The sequence below is a fragment of the Shewanella sp. SW1 genome (genome assembly GCF_025653545.1).
Taxonomy (GTDB): domain Bacteria; phylum Pseudomonadota; class Gammaproteobacteria; order Enterobacterales; family Shewanellaceae; genus Shewanella; species Shewanella oncorhynchi.
This window is the reverse complement of record NZ_JAKKSG010000027.1, coordinates 1-18,548: the sequence shown is the minus strand read 5'-3', so window position 1 is coordinate 18,548 and position 18,548 is coordinate 1. Positions and strand designations below refer to the sequence as shown.

18 protein-coding genes are annotated in these 18,548 nt (G+C 45.7%); 11 read left to right on the top strand and 7 right to left on the bottom strand.

Annotated elements, in window-relative coordinates:
• Nucleotide 1 precedes the first annotated feature (1 nt).
• Complete coding sequence (locus L5M71_RS20115; RefSeq protein WP_263180421.1) at nucleotides 2-1,369, bottom strand: MATE family efflux transporter; 1,368 nt, start codon at nucleotides 1,367-1,369, stop codon at nucleotides 2-4.
• A gap of 224 nt (nucleotides 1,370-1,593) precedes the next feature.
• On the opposite strand from L5M71_RS20115, the gene L5M71_RS20110 reads away from it, so the two are divergent.
• On the top strand, nucleotides 1,594-1,884 hold the full coding sequence (locus L5M71_RS20110) for a co-chaperone GroES (RefSeq protein ID WP_006086113.1): 291 nt from the start codon (nucleotides 1,594-1,596) through the stop codon (nucleotides 1,882-1,884).
• Between the two features lie 57 nt (nucleotides 1,885-1,941).
• Complete coding sequence (gene groL / locus L5M71_RS20105) at nucleotides 1,942-3,579, top strand: chaperonin GroEL (protein ID WP_071938647.1); 1,638 nt, start codon at nucleotides 1,942-1,944, stop codon at nucleotides 3,577-3,579.
• 592 nt (nucleotides 3,580-4,171) lie between these two features.
• Here groL and L5M71_RS20100 read toward each other — a convergent pair.
• Complete coding sequence (locus tag L5M71_RS20100; RefSeq protein ID WP_263209419.1) at nucleotides 4,172-5,239, bottom strand: UvrD-helicase domain-containing protein; 1,068 nt, start codon at nucleotides 5,237-5,239, stop codon at nucleotides 4,172-4,174.
• Nucleotides 5,232-6,836, bottom strand: a complete 1,605-nt coding sequence (locus L5M71_RS20095) for an ATP-dependent nuclease (protein WP_212600122.1) — start codon at nucleotides 6,834-6,836, stop codon at nucleotides 5,232-5,234. The genes L5M71_RS20100 and L5M71_RS20095 overlap by 8 nt, the downstream gene beginning before the upstream one ends.
• 1,481 nt (nucleotides 6,837-8,317) lie before the next feature.
• Here L5M71_RS20095 and L5M71_RS20090 point away from each other — a divergent pair.
• Nucleotides 8,318-8,893: a hypothetical protein gene (locus L5M71_RS20090; protein WP_263209417.1), complete on the top strand. Its 576-nt coding sequence runs from the start codon at nucleotides 8,318-8,320 to the stop codon at nucleotides 8,891-8,893.
• Between the two features lie 106 nt (nucleotides 8,894-8,999).
• The gene (locus L5M71_RS20085) at nucleotides 9,000-9,386 is read left to right on the top strand and encodes a carboxymuconolactone decarboxylase family protein (protein WP_131524148.1); all 387 of its coding nucleotides are present in this window, start codon (nucleotides 9,000-9,002) and stop codon (nucleotides 9,384-9,386) included.
• A gap of 127 nt (nucleotides 9,387-9,513) precedes the next feature.
• Here the strand turns inward: L5M71_RS20085 and L5M71_RS20080 are convergent, their stop codons facing one another.
• Nucleotides 9,514-9,765 (bottom strand): DUF2999 family protein, encoded by a 252-nt coding sequence (locus tag L5M71_RS20080; RefSeq protein WP_006083102.1) that lies wholly within the window; start codon nucleotides 9,763-9,765, stop codon nucleotides 9,514-9,516.
• 326 nt (nucleotides 9,766-10,091) lie between these two features.
• Here L5M71_RS20080 and L5M71_RS20075 point away from each other — a divergent pair, with 326 nt between their 5' ends.
• The 3 genes from L5M71_RS20075 (at nucleotide 10,092) to L5M71_RS20065 (ending at nucleotide 12,947) form a co-directional block, all read left to right on the top strand.
• Nucleotides 10,092-11,606, top strand: coding sequence for an ATP-binding cassette domain-containing protein (locus L5M71_RS20075; protein WP_263209415.1), 1,515 nt, complete (start codon nucleotides 10,092-10,094; stop codon nucleotides 11,604-11,606).
• A 532-nt stretch (nucleotides 11,607-12,138) separates the two neighbouring features.
• Nucleotides 12,139-12,435, top strand: coding sequence for a DUF134 domain-containing protein (locus L5M71_RS20070; RefSeq protein WP_263209413.1), 297 nt, complete (start codon nucleotides 12,139-12,141; stop codon nucleotides 12,433-12,435).
• Nucleotides 12,432-12,947 carry a NifB/NifX family molybdenum-iron cluster-binding protein gene (locus tag L5M71_RS20065; RefSeq protein WP_263209411.1) on the top strand — a complete coding sequence of 172 codons (516 nt, stop codon included), beginning with the start codon at nucleotides 12,432-12,434 and terminating at the stop codon, nucleotides 12,945-12,947. Before L5M71_RS20070 ends, L5M71_RS20065 begins: the two co-directional genes overlap by 4 nt.
• Nucleotides 12,948-12,966: 19 nt before the next feature.
• Here the strand turns inward: L5M71_RS20065 and L5M71_RS20060 are convergent, their stop codons facing one another.
• Both L5M71_RS20060 and L5M71_RS20055 read right to left on the bottom strand, forming a co-directional pair.
• Nucleotides 12,967-13,314 carry a thioredoxin family protein gene (locus L5M71_RS20060; protein ID WP_263209409.1) on the bottom strand — a complete coding sequence of 116 codons (348 nt, stop codon included), beginning with the start codon at nucleotides 13,312-13,314 and terminating at the stop codon, nucleotides 12,967-12,969.
• 282 nt (nucleotides 13,315-13,596) lie between these two features.
• Nucleotides 13,597-14,244, bottom strand: a complete 648-nt coding sequence (locus tag L5M71_RS20055) for an excalibur calcium-binding domain-containing protein (RefSeq protein ID WP_263169188.1) — start codon at nucleotides 14,242-14,244, stop codon at nucleotides 13,597-13,599.
• Between the two features lie 411 nt (nucleotides 14,245-14,655).
• Here L5M71_RS20055 and L5M71_RS20050 point away from each other — a divergent pair, with 411 nt between their 5' ends.
• Entirely contained in the window at nucleotides 14,656-15,042 is a 387-nt protein-coding gene (locus tag L5M71_RS20050; RefSeq protein WP_105251375.1) for a PadR family transcriptional regulator, read from the top strand.
• A 1-nt stretch (nucleotide 15,043) separates the two neighbouring features.
• Entirely contained in the window at nucleotides 15,044-16,006 is a 963-nt protein-coding gene (locus L5M71_RS20045; protein ID WP_168825534.1) for a hypothetical protein, read from the top strand.
• A gap of 147 nt (nucleotides 16,007-16,153) precedes the next feature.
• Here L5M71_RS20045 and L5M71_RS20040 read toward each other — a convergent pair whose 3' ends face one another.
• Complete coding sequence (locus L5M71_RS20040; RefSeq protein WP_263209407.1) at nucleotides 16,154-16,969, bottom strand: hypothetical protein; 816 nt, start codon at nucleotides 16,967-16,969, stop codon at nucleotides 16,154-16,156.
• Between the two features lie 300 nt (nucleotides 16,970-17,269).
• On the opposite strand from L5M71_RS20040, the gene L5M71_RS20035 reads away from it, so the two are divergent.
• Together L5M71_RS20035 and L5M71_RS20030 are read left to right on the top strand one after the other, a co-directional pair.
• On the top strand, nucleotides 17,270-18,397 hold the full coding sequence (locus tag L5M71_RS20035) for a TonB-dependent receptor plug domain-containing protein (RefSeq protein ID WP_411569137.1): 1,128 nt from the start codon (nucleotides 17,270-17,272) through the stop codon (nucleotides 18,395-18,397).
• Nucleotides 18,398-18,427: 30 nt separating this feature from the next.
• Nucleotides 18,428-18,548 (top strand): transposase family protein (locus L5M71_RS20030; protein WP_263205711.1); only part of this gene is annotated, 121 nt, incomplete at its 3' end.

Genomic DNA, 18,548 nt, shown 5'->3' with positions numbered 1-18,548 from the left:
TTTACCCCTCGCTAATGGCGTTTGCGGTCGTGATCTTTGTGGGCTCACAGATCCGCTGCGCCAGCCAATAACAGGCAATTCCCATCAAAATATTGGTCACAGGTAGCGCGAGCAGCAGGCCTTTAACGTCACCTATATACGATCCCAAGGCTGCTAGCGGCAGCATGAGCAGTACTAAGCGGCACAGATTGATGACTAATGAACTCATAGGCCTGTGGTAGGCATTGAGCGAGGTCGCGACAATAATCACTATACCTAAAGGTCCGTAGGCGCAGGGCAGCACTAAGATATAAAAACTTAGCCATTCGATAACCTGCGGATCGGTACTGAATAAATGCGCGATAGGCTCGGCTAAAAAGATCAGTGGGATATAGAGTAAGGTTTGGAAAATAAAGATAAATTTTATCGATAATAGCAGGGCTTCTTTCGCTCTGTGTGGCTGTCCTGCCCCTAAATTTTGCGCAATAAAGGGCATTAAACTCGACGACAGTGCCATCACTACGATTAATAGCACTGACTCTAACCGAGTACCGGCACCAAAGGCTGCCACGGCGCTGTGATCGATATGCGCCAACATGGCCATAATAATGGCATTGGCTAGTGGATTGATTAAATTCATCAAGGCGGCGGGTTGTGCTATATGGGCTAATTTGCTCCAGTTCGCGCGCATTCTGTCTATGTCAAAGGCGGCCCATTCGAGCATTTTGCGCCTGACAATCAACAAATATCCCGACAAAGATAAGGCAATCAACCAAGCGAACAGGGTTGCAATTGCGGCGCCTTGGATTTCTAAACGTGGAAATGGCCCAACACCAAAAATCAGTAACGGATCGAGGATAAGATTGATGAGTGCCGCCAGCGCCATGATCATCGCCGGCGAGCGGGTGTCGCCAGTGGAACGTAAGCCTTGATTGCCTACCATCAACAATACCAGCAGCGGTGCGCTGACATACCAGTAAATCATATAGTCGTGGATCAGCGGCAAGCTGTCATCGTTTGCCCCGAGTAAGCGAAACAATGGCGTAATAAAAATGCTACCCAGTGCGGCTAAACTGGCGATCAAGACAAAGGTGAGCAATAAGGCATCATGCAAGAACACTTTGGCCTTGTGGGCATTACCCGAACCGATAAGTCGGCCTAAATTGGTCGAGACACCAGCGCCAATACCAATGGCGATGCTAGAGATCACTAAGGTCACCGGAAAGGTAAAACTGATGGCGGCTAAGGCTTCAGTGCCCAATTGGCTGATAAAAAAAGTGTCAGCGAGGCTGAAACCTAGAATGGTCATAATGCCAATTAAGTTGGGGAGGCTCATGTTGAGCAGTACACGACCAATTGGCGCGGTGAGCAGCCCGTGTCTGTCTTTCATGGAAAAATAGTGCCTTGTTAGCGAGCGGAGGCGAGATTCTAGCAGGATTGTGTGGACTTGAAAAAACCGACATCAAAAAATTGAAGTTTTTTTTGTAAATGCCCTTGGATCTCGACACTGTCAGCCCCATATCTCAGACAGCAAAAGAGCAGACTAAGGTGTCTGTTTTTTTAATCACAAATAGGCTCGATTGTAGGGCATCAAATCATTAGGAGAGTTCATAGATGAATATTCGTCCATTACATGACCGCGTAATCGTTAAGCGTCTAGAAGTTGAATCAACATCAGCGGGTGGCATAGTACTGACCGGTAGCGCCGCTGAAAAATCAACTCGCGGTGAAATCCTTGCTGTGGGCAATGGCCGTATTTTAGAAAATGGCACAGTTAAGCCACTGGATGTCAAAGTGGGTGACGTGGTGATCTTCAACGAAGGTTACGGCGTTAAGAAAGAAAAAATCGACGGTCAAGAAGTCTTGATCCTGTCGGAAGCTGACCTGATGGCAGTAGTGGGTTAATCCTCAGCATCAATTCGACATTCCAATTAATCATTAAAAATTTAAAGGATAATCAAGATGGCAGCTAAAGAAGTTGTATTTGGTAATGACGCTCGCGTAAGAATGCTGGCTGGCGTAAACATTCTCGCAAACGCAGTTAAAGTGACCTTAGGCCCTAAAGGCCGTAACGTGGTATTAGACAAGAGCTTCGGCTCACCACTGATCACTAAAGACGGTGTTTCTGTTGCCAAAGAAATCGAGTTAGAAGACAAATTCGAAAACATGGGCGCGCAAATGGTGAAAGAAGTTGCTTCTAAAGCCAACGACGCCGCCGGTGATGGTACTACTACTGCAACTGTACTGGCTCAAGCCATTGTTGTTGAAGGCTTAAAAGCCGTTGCAGCCGGTATGAACCCAATGGATCTGAAGCGCGGTATCGACAAAGCTGTTATCGCTGCAGTTGCTGAATTAAAAGCCTTATCACAACCTTGTGCAGATTCAAAAGCGATTGCACAAGTTGCGACTATCTCTGCAAACTCTGACGAATCTATCGGCGAAATCATCGCAACTGCGATGGAAAAAGTCGGCAAAGAAGGCGTGATCACAGTTGAAGAAGGCCAAGCGTTAGAAAACGAATTGGACGTAGTAGAAGGTATGCAGTTTGACCGTGGCTACCTATCTCCATACTTCATCAACAAGCCAGAAACGGGCAGCGTTGAATTAGATCACCCATTCGTACTGTTAGTAGACAAAAAAATCTCTAACATTCGCGAACTGTTACCTATCCTTGAAGGTCTGGCAAAAACCGGTAAGCCATTGCTTATCGTTGCTGAAGACGTTGAAGGCGAAGCATTAGCAACTTTAGTTGTGAACAATATGCGCGGTATCGTGAAAGTGGCTGCCGTTAAAGCACCTGGCTTTGGCGATCGTCGTAAGGCAATGCTGCAAGACGTAGCAATCCTGACTGGCGGTACTGTTATTGCTGAAGAAATCGGCCTAGAGCTTGAAAAAGCAACCCTGGAAGATTTAGGTACAGCTAAGCGTGTTGTGATCACGAAAGACAACACCACCATCATCGATGGTAACGGCGAGCAAACACAAATTGCTGCTCGTGTAAGCCAAATCAAACAACAAGTTGAAGAATCAACTTCTGACTACGACAAAGAAAAACTGCAAGAACGTATGGCTAAACTAGCTGGCGGCGTAGCAGTAATCAAAGTTGGCGCAGCGACTGAAGTTGAAATGAAAGAGAAAAAAGCCCGCGTTGAAGATGCACTGCATGCAACTCGCGCTGCGGTAGAAGAAGGCGTGGTTCCTGGCGGCGGTGTTGCTCTGGTTCGCGTAGCTTCTAAGATCGCTGAAGTTGAAGTATTAAACGAAGACCAAAAACACGGTGTGGTTATCGCACTGCGTGCAATGGAAGCACCACTGCGTCAAATCGCCACTAACGCGGGTGAAGAAGCGTCAGTTGTTGCTAACACAGTGAAGAACGGCAGCGGTAACTTCGGTTACAACGCCGGTAATGACACTTACGGTGACATGTTAGAAATGGGTATCCTTGACCCAACTAAAGTGACCCGTTGTGCATTGCAATTCGCTGCGTCAATCGCAGGTCTGATGATCACTACAGAAGCTATGGTTGCTGAGATCCCACAAAATGCTGGCCAAGATATGGGCGGTATGGGTGGGATGGGCGGAATGGGCGGCATGATGTAATTTTTGCTGGTCTAAAACGTTGATTACGGCGTTGCAGCTCGCTCACATACACACAACGTATGCTACGCTCACAGCGCCTTGTATTGAACGTTTTATCCTGCGCAAAAACGTCTGCGGTCTTTAGCTTAATCGCTTAAACCTAAATTTTTGTAAAAAAAGAAAACCCCGACTCGGGTAACTGAGTCGGGGTTTGTTTTTTGGCGCTGTCGCGCCAGAGTGATTGGTTATCTCTTTTGAATTTTGTACTGCGGTTTAGATTGATTTTGGATTGGCTAATCCAAGCAGAAATAAGAGTTAAATCAAAGTCGTGGGGCTTCACCCCACACCCGACCAAGGAGGACTGCTCGTCCTATCCTCCTTGGATGCTCCATGACGCCCTAACGGAGTTGAAAGCCCCTTGGGCATTTAGCGTTCTTATGCTATCGCGTCAGACGCTCGTCCCTGATTCGACTGACGCTATCTCGGCATCCATGCCTCGCTCACGCAACGAACGCAAATGCCCTACGGCAACTCCTAGGGGAGGGTGAACTTCTGTGATTTGAGTGCCTGCTGTTACACCCAAAAGAGTTATGCCGGCCATATTTTTGTGAATTCAAGGAGTCCAATATTGAAGTGTAGACTGTCCAGGTTGGTCTAAAATGATTGCAACACTTTGCTTTGCTCGAGTTACTGCAACATAGAAAGTTGATGCTGCCGTTGATTCCAAAGGCGCCCCGCTCTTAATGAAATTTTCTATATTTTTAGTGGGAGCAACTAGTACCCTCTCAAAAGTAGCCCCTTTAACTAATTTGAAATTCAGGAATGGAAGCTGCAAATCTTTGGCCGAACTTTTACTATTTCTCAAACATTGCGGGCTGTATTGAGACATATACTCGTTAACATGCTCCGAGCGCACTAAAAATACGCCGTCATGTCCAGTTTCGTTGCGGTTTTCTGAAATGGTCTCGGGAAATCGCCAGCTTGCATCAAAAATACTGTCCGAAAATGAAGCAATTTCTTGCCTGCATCGGTATGTAGTTGTTGCGTAGAATATATTCAAACATTTTTCAGCTTCTCGCTTAAGGAACCACTCTAAAGATGCGGCGTAACTAAACTTCTTGTTTTTTTGTCCACGAGGATTCGTGGATAAGACGGATTGACGTACATCACCAACCAAATGCACTTCAATTTTTGAATACAGAAGCATTTCTAGGATCTCCCAGTCATAGCTTGCAAGATCCTGAACTTCATCGATTAATATTTCATCGTAGATGCATTCAAGCCTGTGCACTAATGCTGGAGTGGCTTGCATCAACTCAAAAGCCAATCTGCCTAGTTCACAGCCGAAAATTTTATTATCGGCAGTCATGAATCTACTTTTGCCTTTGGCGTACCTGCTAGGGCGCCCGTCAAAATCGAAACCTTTAACTCTTTCTCCGGGGAACTTCATATTTAGAAATGGCTTGGCAAAATGCCTGAGTAGAAATGTGTACCACCCCATTACTTCTATTCCAGAGGCGTGTCCAGCCTGAAGGGCTAATCTTGCTTTCACTTCTTGTTGGTTCGTTTGAGTGAATGTTAGCAATGCAACTTTTCTATTTGAAGACAAGGCGTTGCAGTGATCAACTAACCCTTGAGTTTTTCGGCCTCCAGCGACTGCTAAAGTTAGAATGTTAGGCATTCTGTATAAACTCCGCGGCAGCAAGCATATACGGTGGTGGAGTCAAAGGCTTCTTTGATTCAGCTAGCCTTATTGCTCCTTCAGTTTTTTCTCTGGTCATCCAAGTTTCTAAATCAGCTCTCGGGGTGATTTCTAATATCTTCCTTAAGTGTTCCTCTCCATTTGCCTTGATCAATTGAGGTTCTAGAGTATGTCCATCAACAACTGCACCAATAAAAAGTGCTCTTGTCTTGTCGTCTAGCCATTGTTTAAGTGGCTCTTTTAGATCTTTTGGCTCAATTCCATCGTTATCTCGCATCACAGCGACTGGCTTGTTGATTGTTTGGCATAGTTCCAAACATCTTGCGAGTGCTAGTCCTCGCATACTGACGACATCAATTCCTGACTCCATTGGATCTTTTCCGAAGCGATCTCTAAACACTCGTTCAAAAATTATCTCATCGGAAGGCCCCTCTACTAGCACCACTTTCTTGGCGAGAACTAGGCGTAAGGTGTCGTATCCCGGTAACCTTTGAAAATAACGGACAGTTTCAGATGACAGGTCTGTAATCCTTGACGCATGATTGCGGCTAAGTAGGTGCAAGGAGTCTAGACCAAGTCGGTTCAGCACGTAGGTGCTGTGAGTAGAGATAAATAGCTGCTGTTCTTTTGTTGCTAGCGATTCAATACGGTCTAATAAAATCCTTAAACTTGTATGGGAAAGATGATTTTCGGGTTCTTCGATCATGATGATCTTTGCTTTGGATGCATGCTGCTTCATAGCTAGAGAGATTTTAATCGCAGCTTGCTGACCTAGCCCTGCCATTGCAAATGGCACGCGATCCACATGAGGAGTGATAGTACTTTCCCAAGATGTTCTTGAGGTTTGATCCATTGCTAAGGCCATTGGTTCGGCTTGTAATGCTGCCCCTAGCTCGGCTATGCGTTTGTTGATTGGAGCAAGAGCCCCCTCGGTCATTGATGCTTTGATTTTGCGGAATTCTTGCGCTATCACTGCTTTTTCTGGGGCTTCGAGGTGATCACTTAGAATTTGCCTCAAATGGTAGTCCACGCCAGAAGCAGACCTAACGGTTTTGGAATCAATTATCGCTACAGAAAGTACTCTTGGGCGCTTCACCAATTCTTGGTCAGCAAACGATCGCCACTCGCATGTGTAGTATTCCACTGGCATTAGTTCGTTGGGGCTCTTCAACCATTCGTCCAGCATGTCTTGATATTCATCATTTGGGAAAATCCTTAGAAATACTCCTGGACAGACATCCGTAGGTACACTGGTGTTTACCGCTCCACACAACATCTGAAGTTCGGCATCATTACGTAAGTACAGCTCAATTAGTATTTCGGGGAAAGAGGGCTTTTTGCCAAAACTCAGTGCGTTGAGAAATTCGTCCACTAAGTCAGTGTTGAACCAATGTGGATTTAGTTCTTCAAGTACAGCTCGGCCGCTTATTCGGCCGTTAAGTGCTAATGAAATCGCTTCCATCAGTGTTGATTTACCAGCATCGTTGTCACCGATCAGGATGTTCTTCCCTTGGTGTGGCTTGATAATGAAGTCCTTGTATACCCTATAACCACGAATACGTATTTTTGTGATCATGATTAAAGCCCCTGATTTTATTTGAGTTTGATTGAGATAAGTTACAGGTTTTTATCATGCGTAGGTAGAGTAGAATTTAAGTTTAACAAGCCCTCCATTGCTAAATTTCTAAATAATTTAACGAGCCATCCATTGTTAAATTTGCAGAGTGTATGCTTGTAAAAAAGCTACAGATAACTGCATAGTTGGTTGGATTTAGCATTGGCATGTAAGTGACCGTTGACGGCATGGATGCCGTCGTCGAGCCCTCATGGATGAGTTTATGGCGTGTCACTGGAATGACAGTGCTTAATAATCAGCTTCCGCTGTTAAGCAGCAAAAGAATTTAACGAGCCATCCATTGTTAAATTTGCAGAGTGTACGCTTGTAAAAAAGGCATACAGATAACTGGAGAGTTGGTTGGATTAAGCATTGGCATGTAAGTGACCGTTGACGGCATAGCCGCTCTTTCATATCTGACCCATAGGGATATGGGAAATGTCACTATGATGTCTGGAACATCATTGACCATGTGATCGCGGCATTTGCACTTCCGTATGCAGCAGATGCCGTCGTCGAGCCCTCATGGATACTTCTTGTGAAATAAAAAGGGTGGCGCGTCACTGGAATGACAGTGCTTAATCATCAGCTTCCGCTGTTAAGCAGCAAACGAGCAGTAAAAGAATCTAACGTGCCATCCATTGTTAAATTTGCAGAGTGTATGCTTATAAAAAGGCATACAGATAACTGGAGAGTTGGTTGAATTAAGCATTGGCATGTAAGTGACCGTTGACGGCATGGCCGCTCTTTCACATCCATGAAAATTTAATGGGCCACCCATTGTTAAATTTTAAAAAAGGGATGGTGGGTATAATTCTGTTTGCTTTGCATGACTCGCAAGCAACACCAAATATAAAAGAGATACACCTTCCCCTGCGAAGTTGTCGAAATACGCAGATTAAAATGCCGTGGCGACATCATGGATGATGGCGCAGGCTCGGGGGGACAGGGATGTCCCATCTGAGCCGTTAGGCAATTTTTATTGGAGTATGAGACCAGTAACTAATGCATGTAACTTCGCTAGGGGCGTCTTGGAGAATCCAAGGAGGATAGGACGAGCAGTCCTCCTTGGTCGGGTGTAGGGTGAAGCCCCACGATCTTGATTTACTTTGGCTGTTAAGCCGTAAACGAGCAGCAAAAGAGTCTGCCAACCTTTGAAAGATCGAAAGCGAGGACAGACACATTTCTTTCTGAGTTATTTACAAGAAAAATATAGGTATCTTTGAGTATTCCAAGCTTCTATCACTTGGCCATAGGGTTATATAAAAATGGCAGTCTTACGTGTGATAGATTGGAGACTATCCTAATGATAAATTGGTTGAATACTAATATATTGGCAGACATTTAAGCTGAACAAAAATAGTGGGTTAAGCTCTTATTCTCAATTACAATGCACTATTTTCATTAGCTAAATGCGGCATTAAACGAGCAGGAAACCCAGTATGAATATCCCGATGATTACCGCGCTTCAGAGTGCTATTACCGAAGCGCTAGCGAGTATACCAACCGCTGAGGCGGAGCAGATCTATGCATTGTCTTTCTATATCAACAACGAATATGACGATCCCCGTCTACCTACGTTGACAGTCGGCTATAACACAGTCGACGAGTGGCATGCTTCGATTCCAAAGGCTTCTAGCTCTGACGAAGCAAAATGGAACTATGCCTTCTGGCTTCAAAACGAACTCCTCGTCTTTGGGGATTCTGACTCTCAGACTGTGGATATCTTAGCTCGCTGGGTGGCCGATCTCGGTCTCGGGTACAGTGATGCGGAGGAAGATGTCGATTTTGAGCGCTGCCTTGAGCTCGGTCAGGAGATAACCGAGCAATTTGTTGCCGCAGTATGCGTTGTCGCTTCTACACTCCATTCCAACTTAACCGTTAGTCGCGTTTTCGGTCGTTCGGTACCCATCATAGTTCACGAGCTCGAGTACTATAACGAGATCGCAGATCAGACAGAGGCCTGTAACCCTCCCAGACTCGCCGAAGAGTTTGTTTCTTGGGTGCGCTCAATCTAACGTTAGTTATCAGTTATAGGTGGTAAGGATATAGGGCAGATTGGTTGGCGGCGGTTCAATAAGCCTAATCACATAGCTTAATCACATAAGAAAAAAGGATGCATCGATGAACGATGAGCAATACGAGAAGGGGCTTGAGGTGCGTCGTGCTGTGATGGGCGATAGCTATGTGGATAAGGCGCTCAATAGTGCGACGGATTTTACGCAACCGCTGCAAGATTTAGTTACGGCCAATTGCTGGGGTGAGGTTTGGGTACGTGATGCTATCTCAAGGCAAACGCGCAGTTTGATTACCATAGCGACGCTGGCGGCATTAAAGGCGCCGACTGAGTTAAAGGGCCATGTGCGGGGCGCGCTAAACAATGGCTGCTCGGTTGAAGAGATCCAAGAAGTCTTACTGCATTGCACCGTTTACTGCGGTATGCCTGCGGGGATTGAAGCTTTTCGAGCGGCGAAAGAGGCGATTGAGGAGTGGCAGGCGCAACACAGTTAGCTCACTTGGTATTAATCATTTTGAACGTCAATGGCTGTGAGGTTTAGTGGTTTTAACATTCGCTAGGGGATCTGAGTTACGCGGATTCCCCTAGCGCATGATGGCTACAAACTTGAACAGTCTGCGCTTATTTTTGCAGTTGGGCTTTTGCGGCTTCTACTTTTGAGAAATCCAAACCGAGTTCAAGCACGGCTTCTTTGATCAAGGCTGGTTTCTGCATCACTAGCCCCAGCAGTTGTTGTAATTTTTCGGCTGGGATACCTAATTGACCGAGCGTGCCCATCGCCATTAATGGATTTTCGGTTAATGTTTGAAACAGTTCTTGGATTTTAGCGTCACTGACGTTGTGTTCTTTTAAGATGGCAATAATGGGATTCATTGCATTACCTTGTTGATATGAAAGTTAAACAGGTGCCGATTTTATCACAGTTCTGCCAGAGTGGTTGCCTCACACATGGGTATCCGTTGGATGTTGCCACGCTTTGCCTATGCCATTAAGCGCATTAGATTTTATCCCCAATAAGCTTTACTCTGGTGACGTATTCCCCAAAATCAGCCGATAAAACCTGAGCGACTGTCGTGCATCGTGAGCCGTTGCATTGGATATTGTGGCTTTAGATATTATTGCCTTAGATATCATGGCGCAATGCGATTGGGTAATCGCTGGCTTTTATCATCCCTTAAAAATAGAAAGGAACTGTGGTTATGCTTGATGTTGTCGCGAACCAAGACAAAAGTATTGTGGTTAAACAGTTACGATACGGGCGTGATAATGAGGTGCTAGTCGTCGATGAATGGCAACTGCACCCAGCAGATCACTGGGCGATTTTCGCGACCGACAGTTATTGCGGTTCCTTGCTCGGGCGAATATTAACCGGTGACATTCTGCCCGATGAAGGGACGATTTCTGGTCTGCCGCAGCGTATCGGTTGGGTGTCACTTGGGTTGCAACAAGCATTGCTGGAGCGCGAGTTAGAAAAAGACGAACTGGATTACGGTTCGAGTGTCGAATCCTTAGTATTGGAATGCTGCCAAGATGCCAAGCAACTCCCAGCATTATTACAAAAGGTTGGGCTTGAGCCTCTGCGTCGGCGTGGTTTTCGGCAATTATCCACGGGCGAAACGCGCAGAGTCATGCTGGCACGTGCACTGGCAATGTTACCGCAATTGCTGATTTTAGATGACCCTTATGCAGGGCTCGATGCTGAACATCAGGCGAGCTTATCTGAGCTGCTGAGTGAAGTGGCTGAGCATAGCCAGTTGCTGATCATCACCTCACGCCAAGAAGAATTGCCGCCGTGCATCAGCCATGTGGCGTTGTTTAATGGCGAGATGCTCAAATCGGGGCAGAGTGTGCACAAACTCAGCCCGTCGATGTCGATTGAGCAATGGCACAATCATCCTGTGATGGCGCAGTTGAATGCGTTATCTGCCCAACGTAGCGATGAACTCTTGGCCTTAATGGAGCGGCAAAGGCACAACGCCGAGGCGTTTGATCCTCTGGTTGAGATTAAAAATGGCAAAGTGGAATATGTCAGTGGGCTGATTTTCAGCGGTGTGAATTGGCGCATCGAGGCGGGGCAACATTGGCAAGTTCGTGGCCCAAATGGCTGCGGTAAAAGCACTTTGCTGGGGCTGATTTTAGGCGACCATCCTCAATGCTATAGCAATGACATCACGCTCTTTGGCCGCCCTCGCGGAAGCGGCGAGAGTATTTGGCAGATTAAACAACGGATTGGCATAGTATCGTCGGCGCTACACTTGCAATATCGCGTCAGTTGCTCGGCATTAGATGTGCTGCTTTCGGGCTTTTTTGACTCTATTGGCCTGTACCAGAAACCCACTAAACCTCAGCTAGATTTGGCGAAGGAATGGTTGGCTATTTTGCACATGACAGGGCTGGCGAGCACCAGCTTTAAGAAGCTCGATTATGGTCAGCAGCGGTTATTACTAATAGGTCGCGCCTTGATTAAACAGCCACTGTTGCTGATTTTAGATGAGCCGTATCAGGGCTTAGATTTTATCAATCGCACCTTAGTGATGCGGGCGCTGGAGATGATAGCCGAGCATCATCTGAGCCAATTGCTGTACGTGTCGCACCATAGGGAAGATGCCTTACCTGCGATTAAAAACTTTGTCGATTTTATCAAGCAAGATGACGGCTATTCGGTACAGGTGAACTACTGTGAGTCTGAGGATTTCACCCGTTTAAATCCATGAACATCATCAATAACAGCGGCTTAACGGCTGCTTATTTGTTTGCAGAGTTTGTCATTATCCCTCGGCACCACCAATGCAGGTTAAGATTGACCTTACAGGGCGCTAGCCATTGAGTGTGTTAGTCACGCTCAATGGCAATATACCTGTGGCGCGAAAGATTTTCGTATTCCAGTGAAAACTGAGATGCACCACATATCGATAATGATGGTATCGCCCTAGTGTTTAATCCCCCATTCGTCAGACAGCAGTTCTGTTAATTAGTCATGCTTGATATAGGTAACTGTGAGCCGTCTTACAGTTTTGAATGCCGTTGGCGCGAATAATAGTTTCTGGCCTAGGCCGGAAACTCGTGACAGTTTTATGGTTCATCCACTGAACTTATTCATCAAGTCAGTTATCACGCTTGAGAATCCAGAACTATGGACTCCCTTAGCTAGATGAGCCCGAGTGTCACTCGTAGTACCGAAGATGTGCACTAAGACCTAAAACACGATTTCAAGACATATAAGACGACTTAAAGATAAAAACATTTATGCCAAGACCTAAAAAATGCCGTCAATTATCGACCTGTGTGCCCTGTAGCCTATTTAAGCCTAATGGGATCCCTGCGGTTAAATTAACCCATATTCAATTAGAGGCCGATGAGTTTGAGGCCCTCGAACTGGGTGATGTGAAAAGATTAAGCCAGATCGAAGCCGCGGCCTTGATGGGGATCTCTCGGCAAACCTTTGGATACCTTCTCGCCAATGCCCGTAAAAAGGTGGCGACGGCTATCACTCAAGGTCAAGCCTTGAGGCTGCCAACCCAAACAGACAAGGATTTATCATGATTATTGCCATACCGATGAGCCGCGAACGCCTCGCCAGTCACTTTACTAAAGCCCTACAAATTGGCTTTTATAATGAACAGTTTCAGCTGATTAAGCTGGTCGATAACCCGGCAATTAAGGGTGACTGTAGTGCTAAAAAAGCTTTATTAGAGCTGATTATTCAACAAGGTACCGACATTGTACTTGTGCAGAATATCGGTGAGCGCATGTTAGGAAAGTTGCTCGATGCGGGGATTAGTGTGAGCAAAGGTAGTGCGAGTCAAACAGTGGCGACTTTACTTGCACAAACTGCGGATCTTAATCTTAGGTTGACGGATGCATCCCAAGGTCGCGCTTCACTCAAACATGCAGCCAAGGGTGGATGTTGTCATTCTACAGGTGACGGCTGCGGTTGCAGTGGTAAAGCTAAAGCAGCACCTAGCTCAACACGTCTTATAAGCACACCAGCAGTACAGGTTAAGCTTGATAAGTCAGTGCATTACGCTGGGTTTAGACCGCTGGTAAACAAATAATCTCACTGTCTAATTTGGATTATTCCGTCACGATTAAACCATAGGGGCGGGCAAGCGCCCCTCGAATATCCGCTAATGAAAACACCTTGGAAAACCGTCCAAAGGTTTTGCCATAAAACACACATTCCACCACAGGCAAGGCAAATACATTGCGGCTCGCCGCTATCTCACCTTGGGCTTGGCAATCAATATAGGCCATCCGCAACTGCGGGAATTCTTGCACTAACATCTCAGCAATTCTCGGTTTGAGCGTTTGGCACACACCGCAGTTTGGCGCGCCAAATAACAACAGCACCGCAGCATGCTCGGTTAACATGGACTCCAGTATCTCAGGTGAATCAATGTGCGTGATGATATCAGTGTGCATGCGTTGCCATTTGGAAGTTGTTATGGGTATGAATTCATGGGGCTAGTTTGCGTATTTCTAGGGTTACAGCCAGCCCATTTTTACCACGCTACTACCGATAAATTGACCAAGGTAGAATAAGCCAAGCATGAGAAGCCCGATACTGGCAGCAATCACTCCGATTTGCTGTATGTCTGTCAGGCTATCTCGCCATTGTTTTAGATTATTTATCATTTCACTACTAGCTACCTGCTACCTGCTCAGGCTTAAGGTTATACGCGTGACTTTACATATGTCGCATTGCTAACTGCACCACTGACGCTCGCAGGGAATGCCATCATCGTCACCATCCATTTGAGTATTGGGGCAATTTTGGATATAGAAAGTCGCCTCAGCACAGGAACTCATGTGGCTGCAATGGGTTTTACCCGCTTCACATTGGAAACTTGGTGTTGCCGTTGCTTGTGTTCGCGCTTTAGTTTCATACATGGGCATTGGCTGAGTGTCTTCATTCGTGAGGACAGGTACTTCATCGATTGCAGGAGCTTCATTGAATTCTTGGTATTGTTTAAAGCCAAAGATAACTATGGCCACGATTATTAGCAGCGGGATTATCGTATTAAAGGACGATTTTCGTGGGCTATGGTAATGCGCTTTGTTTTTGTTATTGAAGTTTTCATTGCGTGATTGGATATGAGAGTGGGAGCGTGTTGTTGCACTCGCTGCAACGACTGCGACGCCTTCAATCGAGGCGATAACCGCTTTTCTTTTGCCGTCATTTTGCACTTCCGTTTGAAACAGAATGCTGTCGCCCACTATGGGTTTTCTCGCCATCTTTTTCAGCACTGAAATGTGAATAAACACATCTTGGGCTGCGTTTTTTTCAGGCTGAATAAAGCCAAATCCCTTTTCATCGTTCCAGCGTACCAGCACGCCTCTATCCATGAGCATTTTCTATGTCCTTAATTTAACCGCTTAATATTTTTAGTTATTGAATATCAATACTTACTTGAGTCGCTCCGATTTATCTTTTTTAAGGAGCAAACCGTACTTAGGTTGACGAATCGGCTATTCAATGTTGGATGCTAAGTTACTCAAGCAAAGGAAGTTTTGCAATTTTTTATCTTGAATTTGCTTATGTATGACTCATTCGTTTTGAGTGTATGGCGGTGGGGAAATGTGAGCACTCAGCAGAAACGGTTGGCATTTTGGTAAATTCAATACAAACAATAGATTGCATTAATAATAAACAAAGTGATCAAAAAATGTGCATGAAAACTTGCAATTTTACTGTGTGCTACATAGTATTTGCTGTGTGGCGCACAGTGTGTGTGACACAGTGTTAAGGATAGGAATTCGACAATGACAAGTTCACAGCTAGTCAAAATGCGACTCGAGTTGCGCCGTGGGGTATTAGTGTTGGCGGTACTGGGATTATTAAAACAAGCCCACTACGGTTATTCGCTCCGCAAACAGTTGCAGGAAGGCGGTATCGATATTGACGAAGGGACTCTGTATCCCTTAGTGCGCCGCCTAGCCGATCAAGGATTGTTGGATAGTGAGTGGCGACAGGCCGAAGGGCGTGAGCGTCGTTATTACCAATTGTCGTCATTGGGCGCTGAGTTGCTTAGTCAACTGACCGATGAATGGCAGCAACTTAATGGCGCCTTGGCTTTTTTACTGGAGCAAAGCGCTGACACTAATGGCTCTGATATGAAAAGCTCAGACGAGAGTGCAGAGGAGATTTGATATGGAATTAGTCGATCGCTATATCGCCGCGGTGCAGCGAGAATTGCCCGAGAACAAACGTCAGGAAATTGGCCGTGAATTAAAAGCCAATATCTGCGACCAATTGGATGCCCTATCTGAACAAGGCGAATTGACTGAAGCGCAAATTGTCGCGGTATTAAAGCAAATGGGGCATCCCTGTAAGGTCGCGCAGCAATTTGTTCCGGCAGTGCCTATTATTGCCTCTGAGGATATTCCGCTTTTTAAACATACACTTTTCACTGTGCTTGGGGTCTTGTTTGTGCTGCAGGTTGTGGGCGGCACGACTCAATGGTTGGGCTCTGCAGAGGGGGATCTATTAGGATTTATCCACCATATTGCCAAAGGTTTTATCGGCGATGCCTGTCTTGCCTTTACCGCTATCCTGTTGGCCTTTTGGAGTTTCTCGGCTCAGGGGAAACCCCTATCTGGCAGCAATTGCCAAAAATGGCAGCCGCAGAATTTGCCCAAGGTTGGGCCCGGTTGGCAGCATATTAGTTTAAGCGATGTGTTTACCGATCTGGCGACATATCTTTTTCTCTTACTTGTGATCTGGTGTTCTGTGTGGATGAGTAGCGAGCAATTAGCCGCGCGGACTGTGATTTTCAGCGTCAATGCTCAGCAATTACTGCAATGGTTTAGCCCTATTATTTTGCTGTCTATGGGGAATAGTCTCTGGCAACTACGCCGCCGAGTGTGGACTACTGAATTGTTACTGGCGAATATGGGGATCAATCTTGCTTATGCCTCGTTCTTAGTCTTTCTGGCCTTTAGTTCGCCACTATTACAAAGCCAAGTACAAAACCAAGGAGCTGAATTAAATGGGGAATTTACGTTATTACAGTTAGAACATTGGCTAAGTTATACTCTAGTGATTGCCGCTATGTTCCCTGGCTATGAGGTGATTCGCGATGGGTTGCGTTGGCGTAAACTCGCAAGCAAATAAGTAAGGTTTAGCCTAGGTTTTGTAGGTGAGTTTTATTCACTTTTTCATCGAATACATGGCCTGTTCAGTATGATTGAACAGGCTTTTTACATTAGTGCCATCTTCTGTGGAGAAAAGTAAGCCACGACTTTTACAGTCGATGCTGATTTATTCTGGGGTATCGCCATGATTCATTTCATTATTAAGCGATTTTTGAGCCTGTTGTTTGTAGGTGTCAAATATACCTTCTTGCTTCATCTGTTTTAGCTCCCGAGCAAGATTAACGGCGAGTGCCGCGTGACGTTTATTTAAGTAACCATAGCTGGTGAGTTCTTCTAGGGTGGCAATCGCGATTATTTTGCTGCCTTGAAACTCTGGCGTTTGTAATAGATCCAATGAGCTTGCCTCCGTATCAATATAGATATCGATTCGGTCGCGGAGCATTTTACGAAAGGAGCTCGCAGGGGACGAAGATTCAGTCAGACGCTCCTTAGGAATGAGTCCCTTTAGCTTTTGTTCTGCGAGGAACACGCCTCGATAGTATTCGATCTTGTATTGACTCTTTTGCAGTGCTTGCCAGTTAGGTATTTTGATTTCGGGATTGTGCGCGAAGGCAATTAAATGGGTATCGATAACCGGTTCTTCAATTCGAATGAGGTTGGTAAACTTTTCGCCATAATGAGATACACGCCCCGGCTCGCCATCCACTTTACCTGAGTCCGCCATCATACTGGCGCGGGCTGCGGGAACCACTTGATAGGAGAAGTCATATCCTAAGCGTTCAAAGGCTTGGGCGTAAATCAGTTCAGCCCATTTAAAGTAGAAGTTATGTTTGGGGTCCTCATAAAACGCCATCGTAATGATAGGTTTATCAGCAATCATCGCTGTGGTTTCTGCTGTTGATTTGCTGGTTGCATGAACCGAGACACAAAAGAAAAGGCCTACCCACACACTCCAAATGTGCATATTGCTCCATCGTTGCATAGCGTGTCTCTCAAAGTGTTGAGTTATTTAGAGTATAGCTAGCCTGATAAATGGGTTCATTTTTATTCAAGCAAGATTATTTCATTACCATGATTTCGCACTAACACACGGTTGAAATGTGATCTGCTGGCGGACATTTTGTCCTTTTGGGTTTAAAAATGTGCGATACGGCACATAGAAATGATATTTGCCTGTATTTTGCTGGTTTTTTATTCATCAGAGTTTGAGCTTGATCGGTTTTTTGCTTGTAAATAAGGCGTTAAATCCCTGCCGTCTATCACCTGTAGTAGGAAAGAAAGGATGAAATCGGGACTGGGATTATCAGGAATGCGGTTATCAAAGCTTTGGTTATCAATGACGTGGTTATTACCTCTTTGTTGTTTATCGAGTGCCGTAGTGGCAGAGGCGGCAACGGACAATATCGAACGCCTTGAGGTGCGCGGCAGGCAAATTAACACCTTAGGCCATAGTACTTCGGCATCTGAGGGGATAGTCGGCGCGGCAGAAATCGAGAGTCGACCCCTATTACGAACCGGCGAAATCCTCGAATTTGTTCCTGGGATGATAGTCACTCAGCACAGTGGTTCGGGTAAAGCGAATCAGTATTTCTTACGCGGCTTTAATTTGGATCATGGCACAGACTTTAATACACGAGTCGATGGTATGCCTGTGAATATGCGAACCCATGGGCATGGTCAGGGTTATACGGATCTTAACTTTTTGATCCCTGAACTTATAGGCGAGATCCATTATGCCAAAGGCGCTTATTATCCTGAGGTGGCCGATTTTTCTGGCGCGGGTGCAGCCCAATTACTGCTGGCAGATCAACTCCCCCATAACCAAGTTGGGGTGACGTTGGGTGAATATGGCTACCAGCGACTCGTGGCGACTCAGGAGTTAAACACTGACATGGGGCGTTTTATTTGGGGTGGTGAGGCACAAACCTATGATGGCCCGTGGACGGATATTGATGAGGATGTGAGTAAGATCAGTCTCGTCGGGCGTTATTTAACTCGGCTCGGCGAGGGTGACTTGAGCGTCACTATGATGGCCTACGATAACAGCTGGAATTCGGCGGATCAGATCCCCGCCCGTGCGGTGGATTCTGGATTGATTGATTTTTATGGATCTTTAGATAAAGACGTCGGCGGTAAATCTAACCGTTATAGCGTTTCAGCTAATTACGATGCGGGTGATTGGCAGGGAAATGTCTACGCCATTCGCTCGACTATGAATTTATTCTCTAATTTTACCTATTTCTTAAACGATCCCATCAATGGTGATGAGTTTGAACAAGTCGATGAACGCACGATTTGGGGCGGTGATCTTAAGCAGGGGCTGATCATACTCGATCGCTTTTTATGCATAACCCTTAAAAACAATGAGATAAGAAATAGCTTGATTGATCCCGCCAATGTGATCAAATAGGTCACTTTTTCTTTGTCTTTTGACCTATATATGCTCAAACATCTCGATAACATTGCTGATTGCCGTTCCCATATAAATCAAGAACATGATGTCATTGACATCTGTTTTCTTGTGCTTAGTGCCGTCATCTCAGGCGCTCAAAGCTGGTCTG

What these genes read in the sequence shown, in the direction of transcription:
- groL (WP_071938647.1), top strand. Translation starts at nt 1,942, where the DNA reads ATGGCAGCTAAAGAAGTTGTATTTGGTAATGACGCTCGCGTAAGAATG.
- L5M71_RS20095 (WP_212600122.1), bottom strand. Translation starts at nt 6,836, where the DNA reads ATGATCACAAAAATACGTATTCGTGGTTATAGGGTATACAAGGACTTC.
- L5M71_RS20035 (WP_411569137.1), top strand. Translation starts at nt 17,270, where the DNA reads ATGAAATCGGGACTGGGATTATCAGGAATGCGGTTATCAAAGCTTTGG.
- L5M71_RS20055 (WP_263169188.1), bottom strand. Translation starts at nt 14,244, where the DNA reads ATGCTCATGGATAGAGGCGTGCTGGTACGCTGGAACGATGAAAAGGGA.
- L5M71_RS20050 (WP_105251375.1), top strand. Translation starts at nt 14,656, where the DNA reads ATGACAAGTTCACAGCTAGTCAAAATGCGACTCGAGTTGCGCCGTGGG.
- L5M71_RS20085 (WP_131524148.1), top strand. Translation starts at nt 9,000, where the DNA reads ATGAACGATGAGCAATACGAGAAGGGGCTTGAGGTGCGTCGTGCTGTG.
- L5M71_RS20075 (WP_263209415.1), top strand. Translation starts at nt 10,092, where the DNA reads ATGCTTGATGTTGTCGCGAACCAAGACAAAAGTATTGTGGTTAAACAG.
- L5M71_RS20115 (WP_263180421.1), bottom strand. Translation starts at nt 1,369, where the DNA reads ATGAAAGACAGACACGGGCTGCTCACCGCGCCAATTGGTCGTGTACTG.
- L5M71_RS20040 (WP_263209407.1), bottom strand. Translation starts at nt 16,969, where the DNA reads ATGCAACGATGGAGCAATATGCACATTTGGAGTGTGTGGGTAGGCCTT.
- L5M71_RS20065 (WP_263209411.1), top strand. Translation starts at nt 12,432, where the DNA reads ATGATTATTGCCATACCGATGAGCCGCGAACGCCTCGCCAGTCACTTT.
- L5M71_RS20090 (WP_263209417.1), top strand. Translation starts at nt 8,318, where the DNA reads ATGAATATCCCGATGATTACCGCGCTTCAGAGTGCTATTACCGAAGCG.
- L5M71_RS20110 (WP_006086113.1), top strand. Translation starts at nt 1,594, where the DNA reads ATGAATATTCGTCCATTACATGACCGCGTAATCGTTAAGCGTCTAGAA.
- L5M71_RS20100 (WP_263209419.1), bottom strand. Translation starts at nt 5,239, where the DNA reads ATGCCTAACATTCTAACTTTAGCAGTCGCTGGAGGCCGAAAAACTCAA.
- L5M71_RS20080 (WP_006083102.1), bottom strand. Translation starts at nt 9,765, where the DNA reads ATGAATCCCATTATTGCCATCTTAAAAGAACACAACGTCAGTGACGCT.
- L5M71_RS20060 (WP_263209409.1), bottom strand. Translation starts at nt 13,314, where the DNA reads ATGCACACTGATATCATCACGCACATTGATTCACCTGAGATACTGGAG.
- L5M71_RS20045 (WP_168825534.1), top strand. Translation starts at nt 15,044, where the DNA reads ATGGAATTAGTCGATCGCTATATCGCCGCGGTGCAGCGAGAATTGCCC.
- L5M71_RS20070 (WP_263209413.1), top strand. Translation starts at nt 12,139, where the DNA reads ATGCCAAGACCTAAAAAATGCCGTCAATTATCGACCTGTGTGCCCTGT.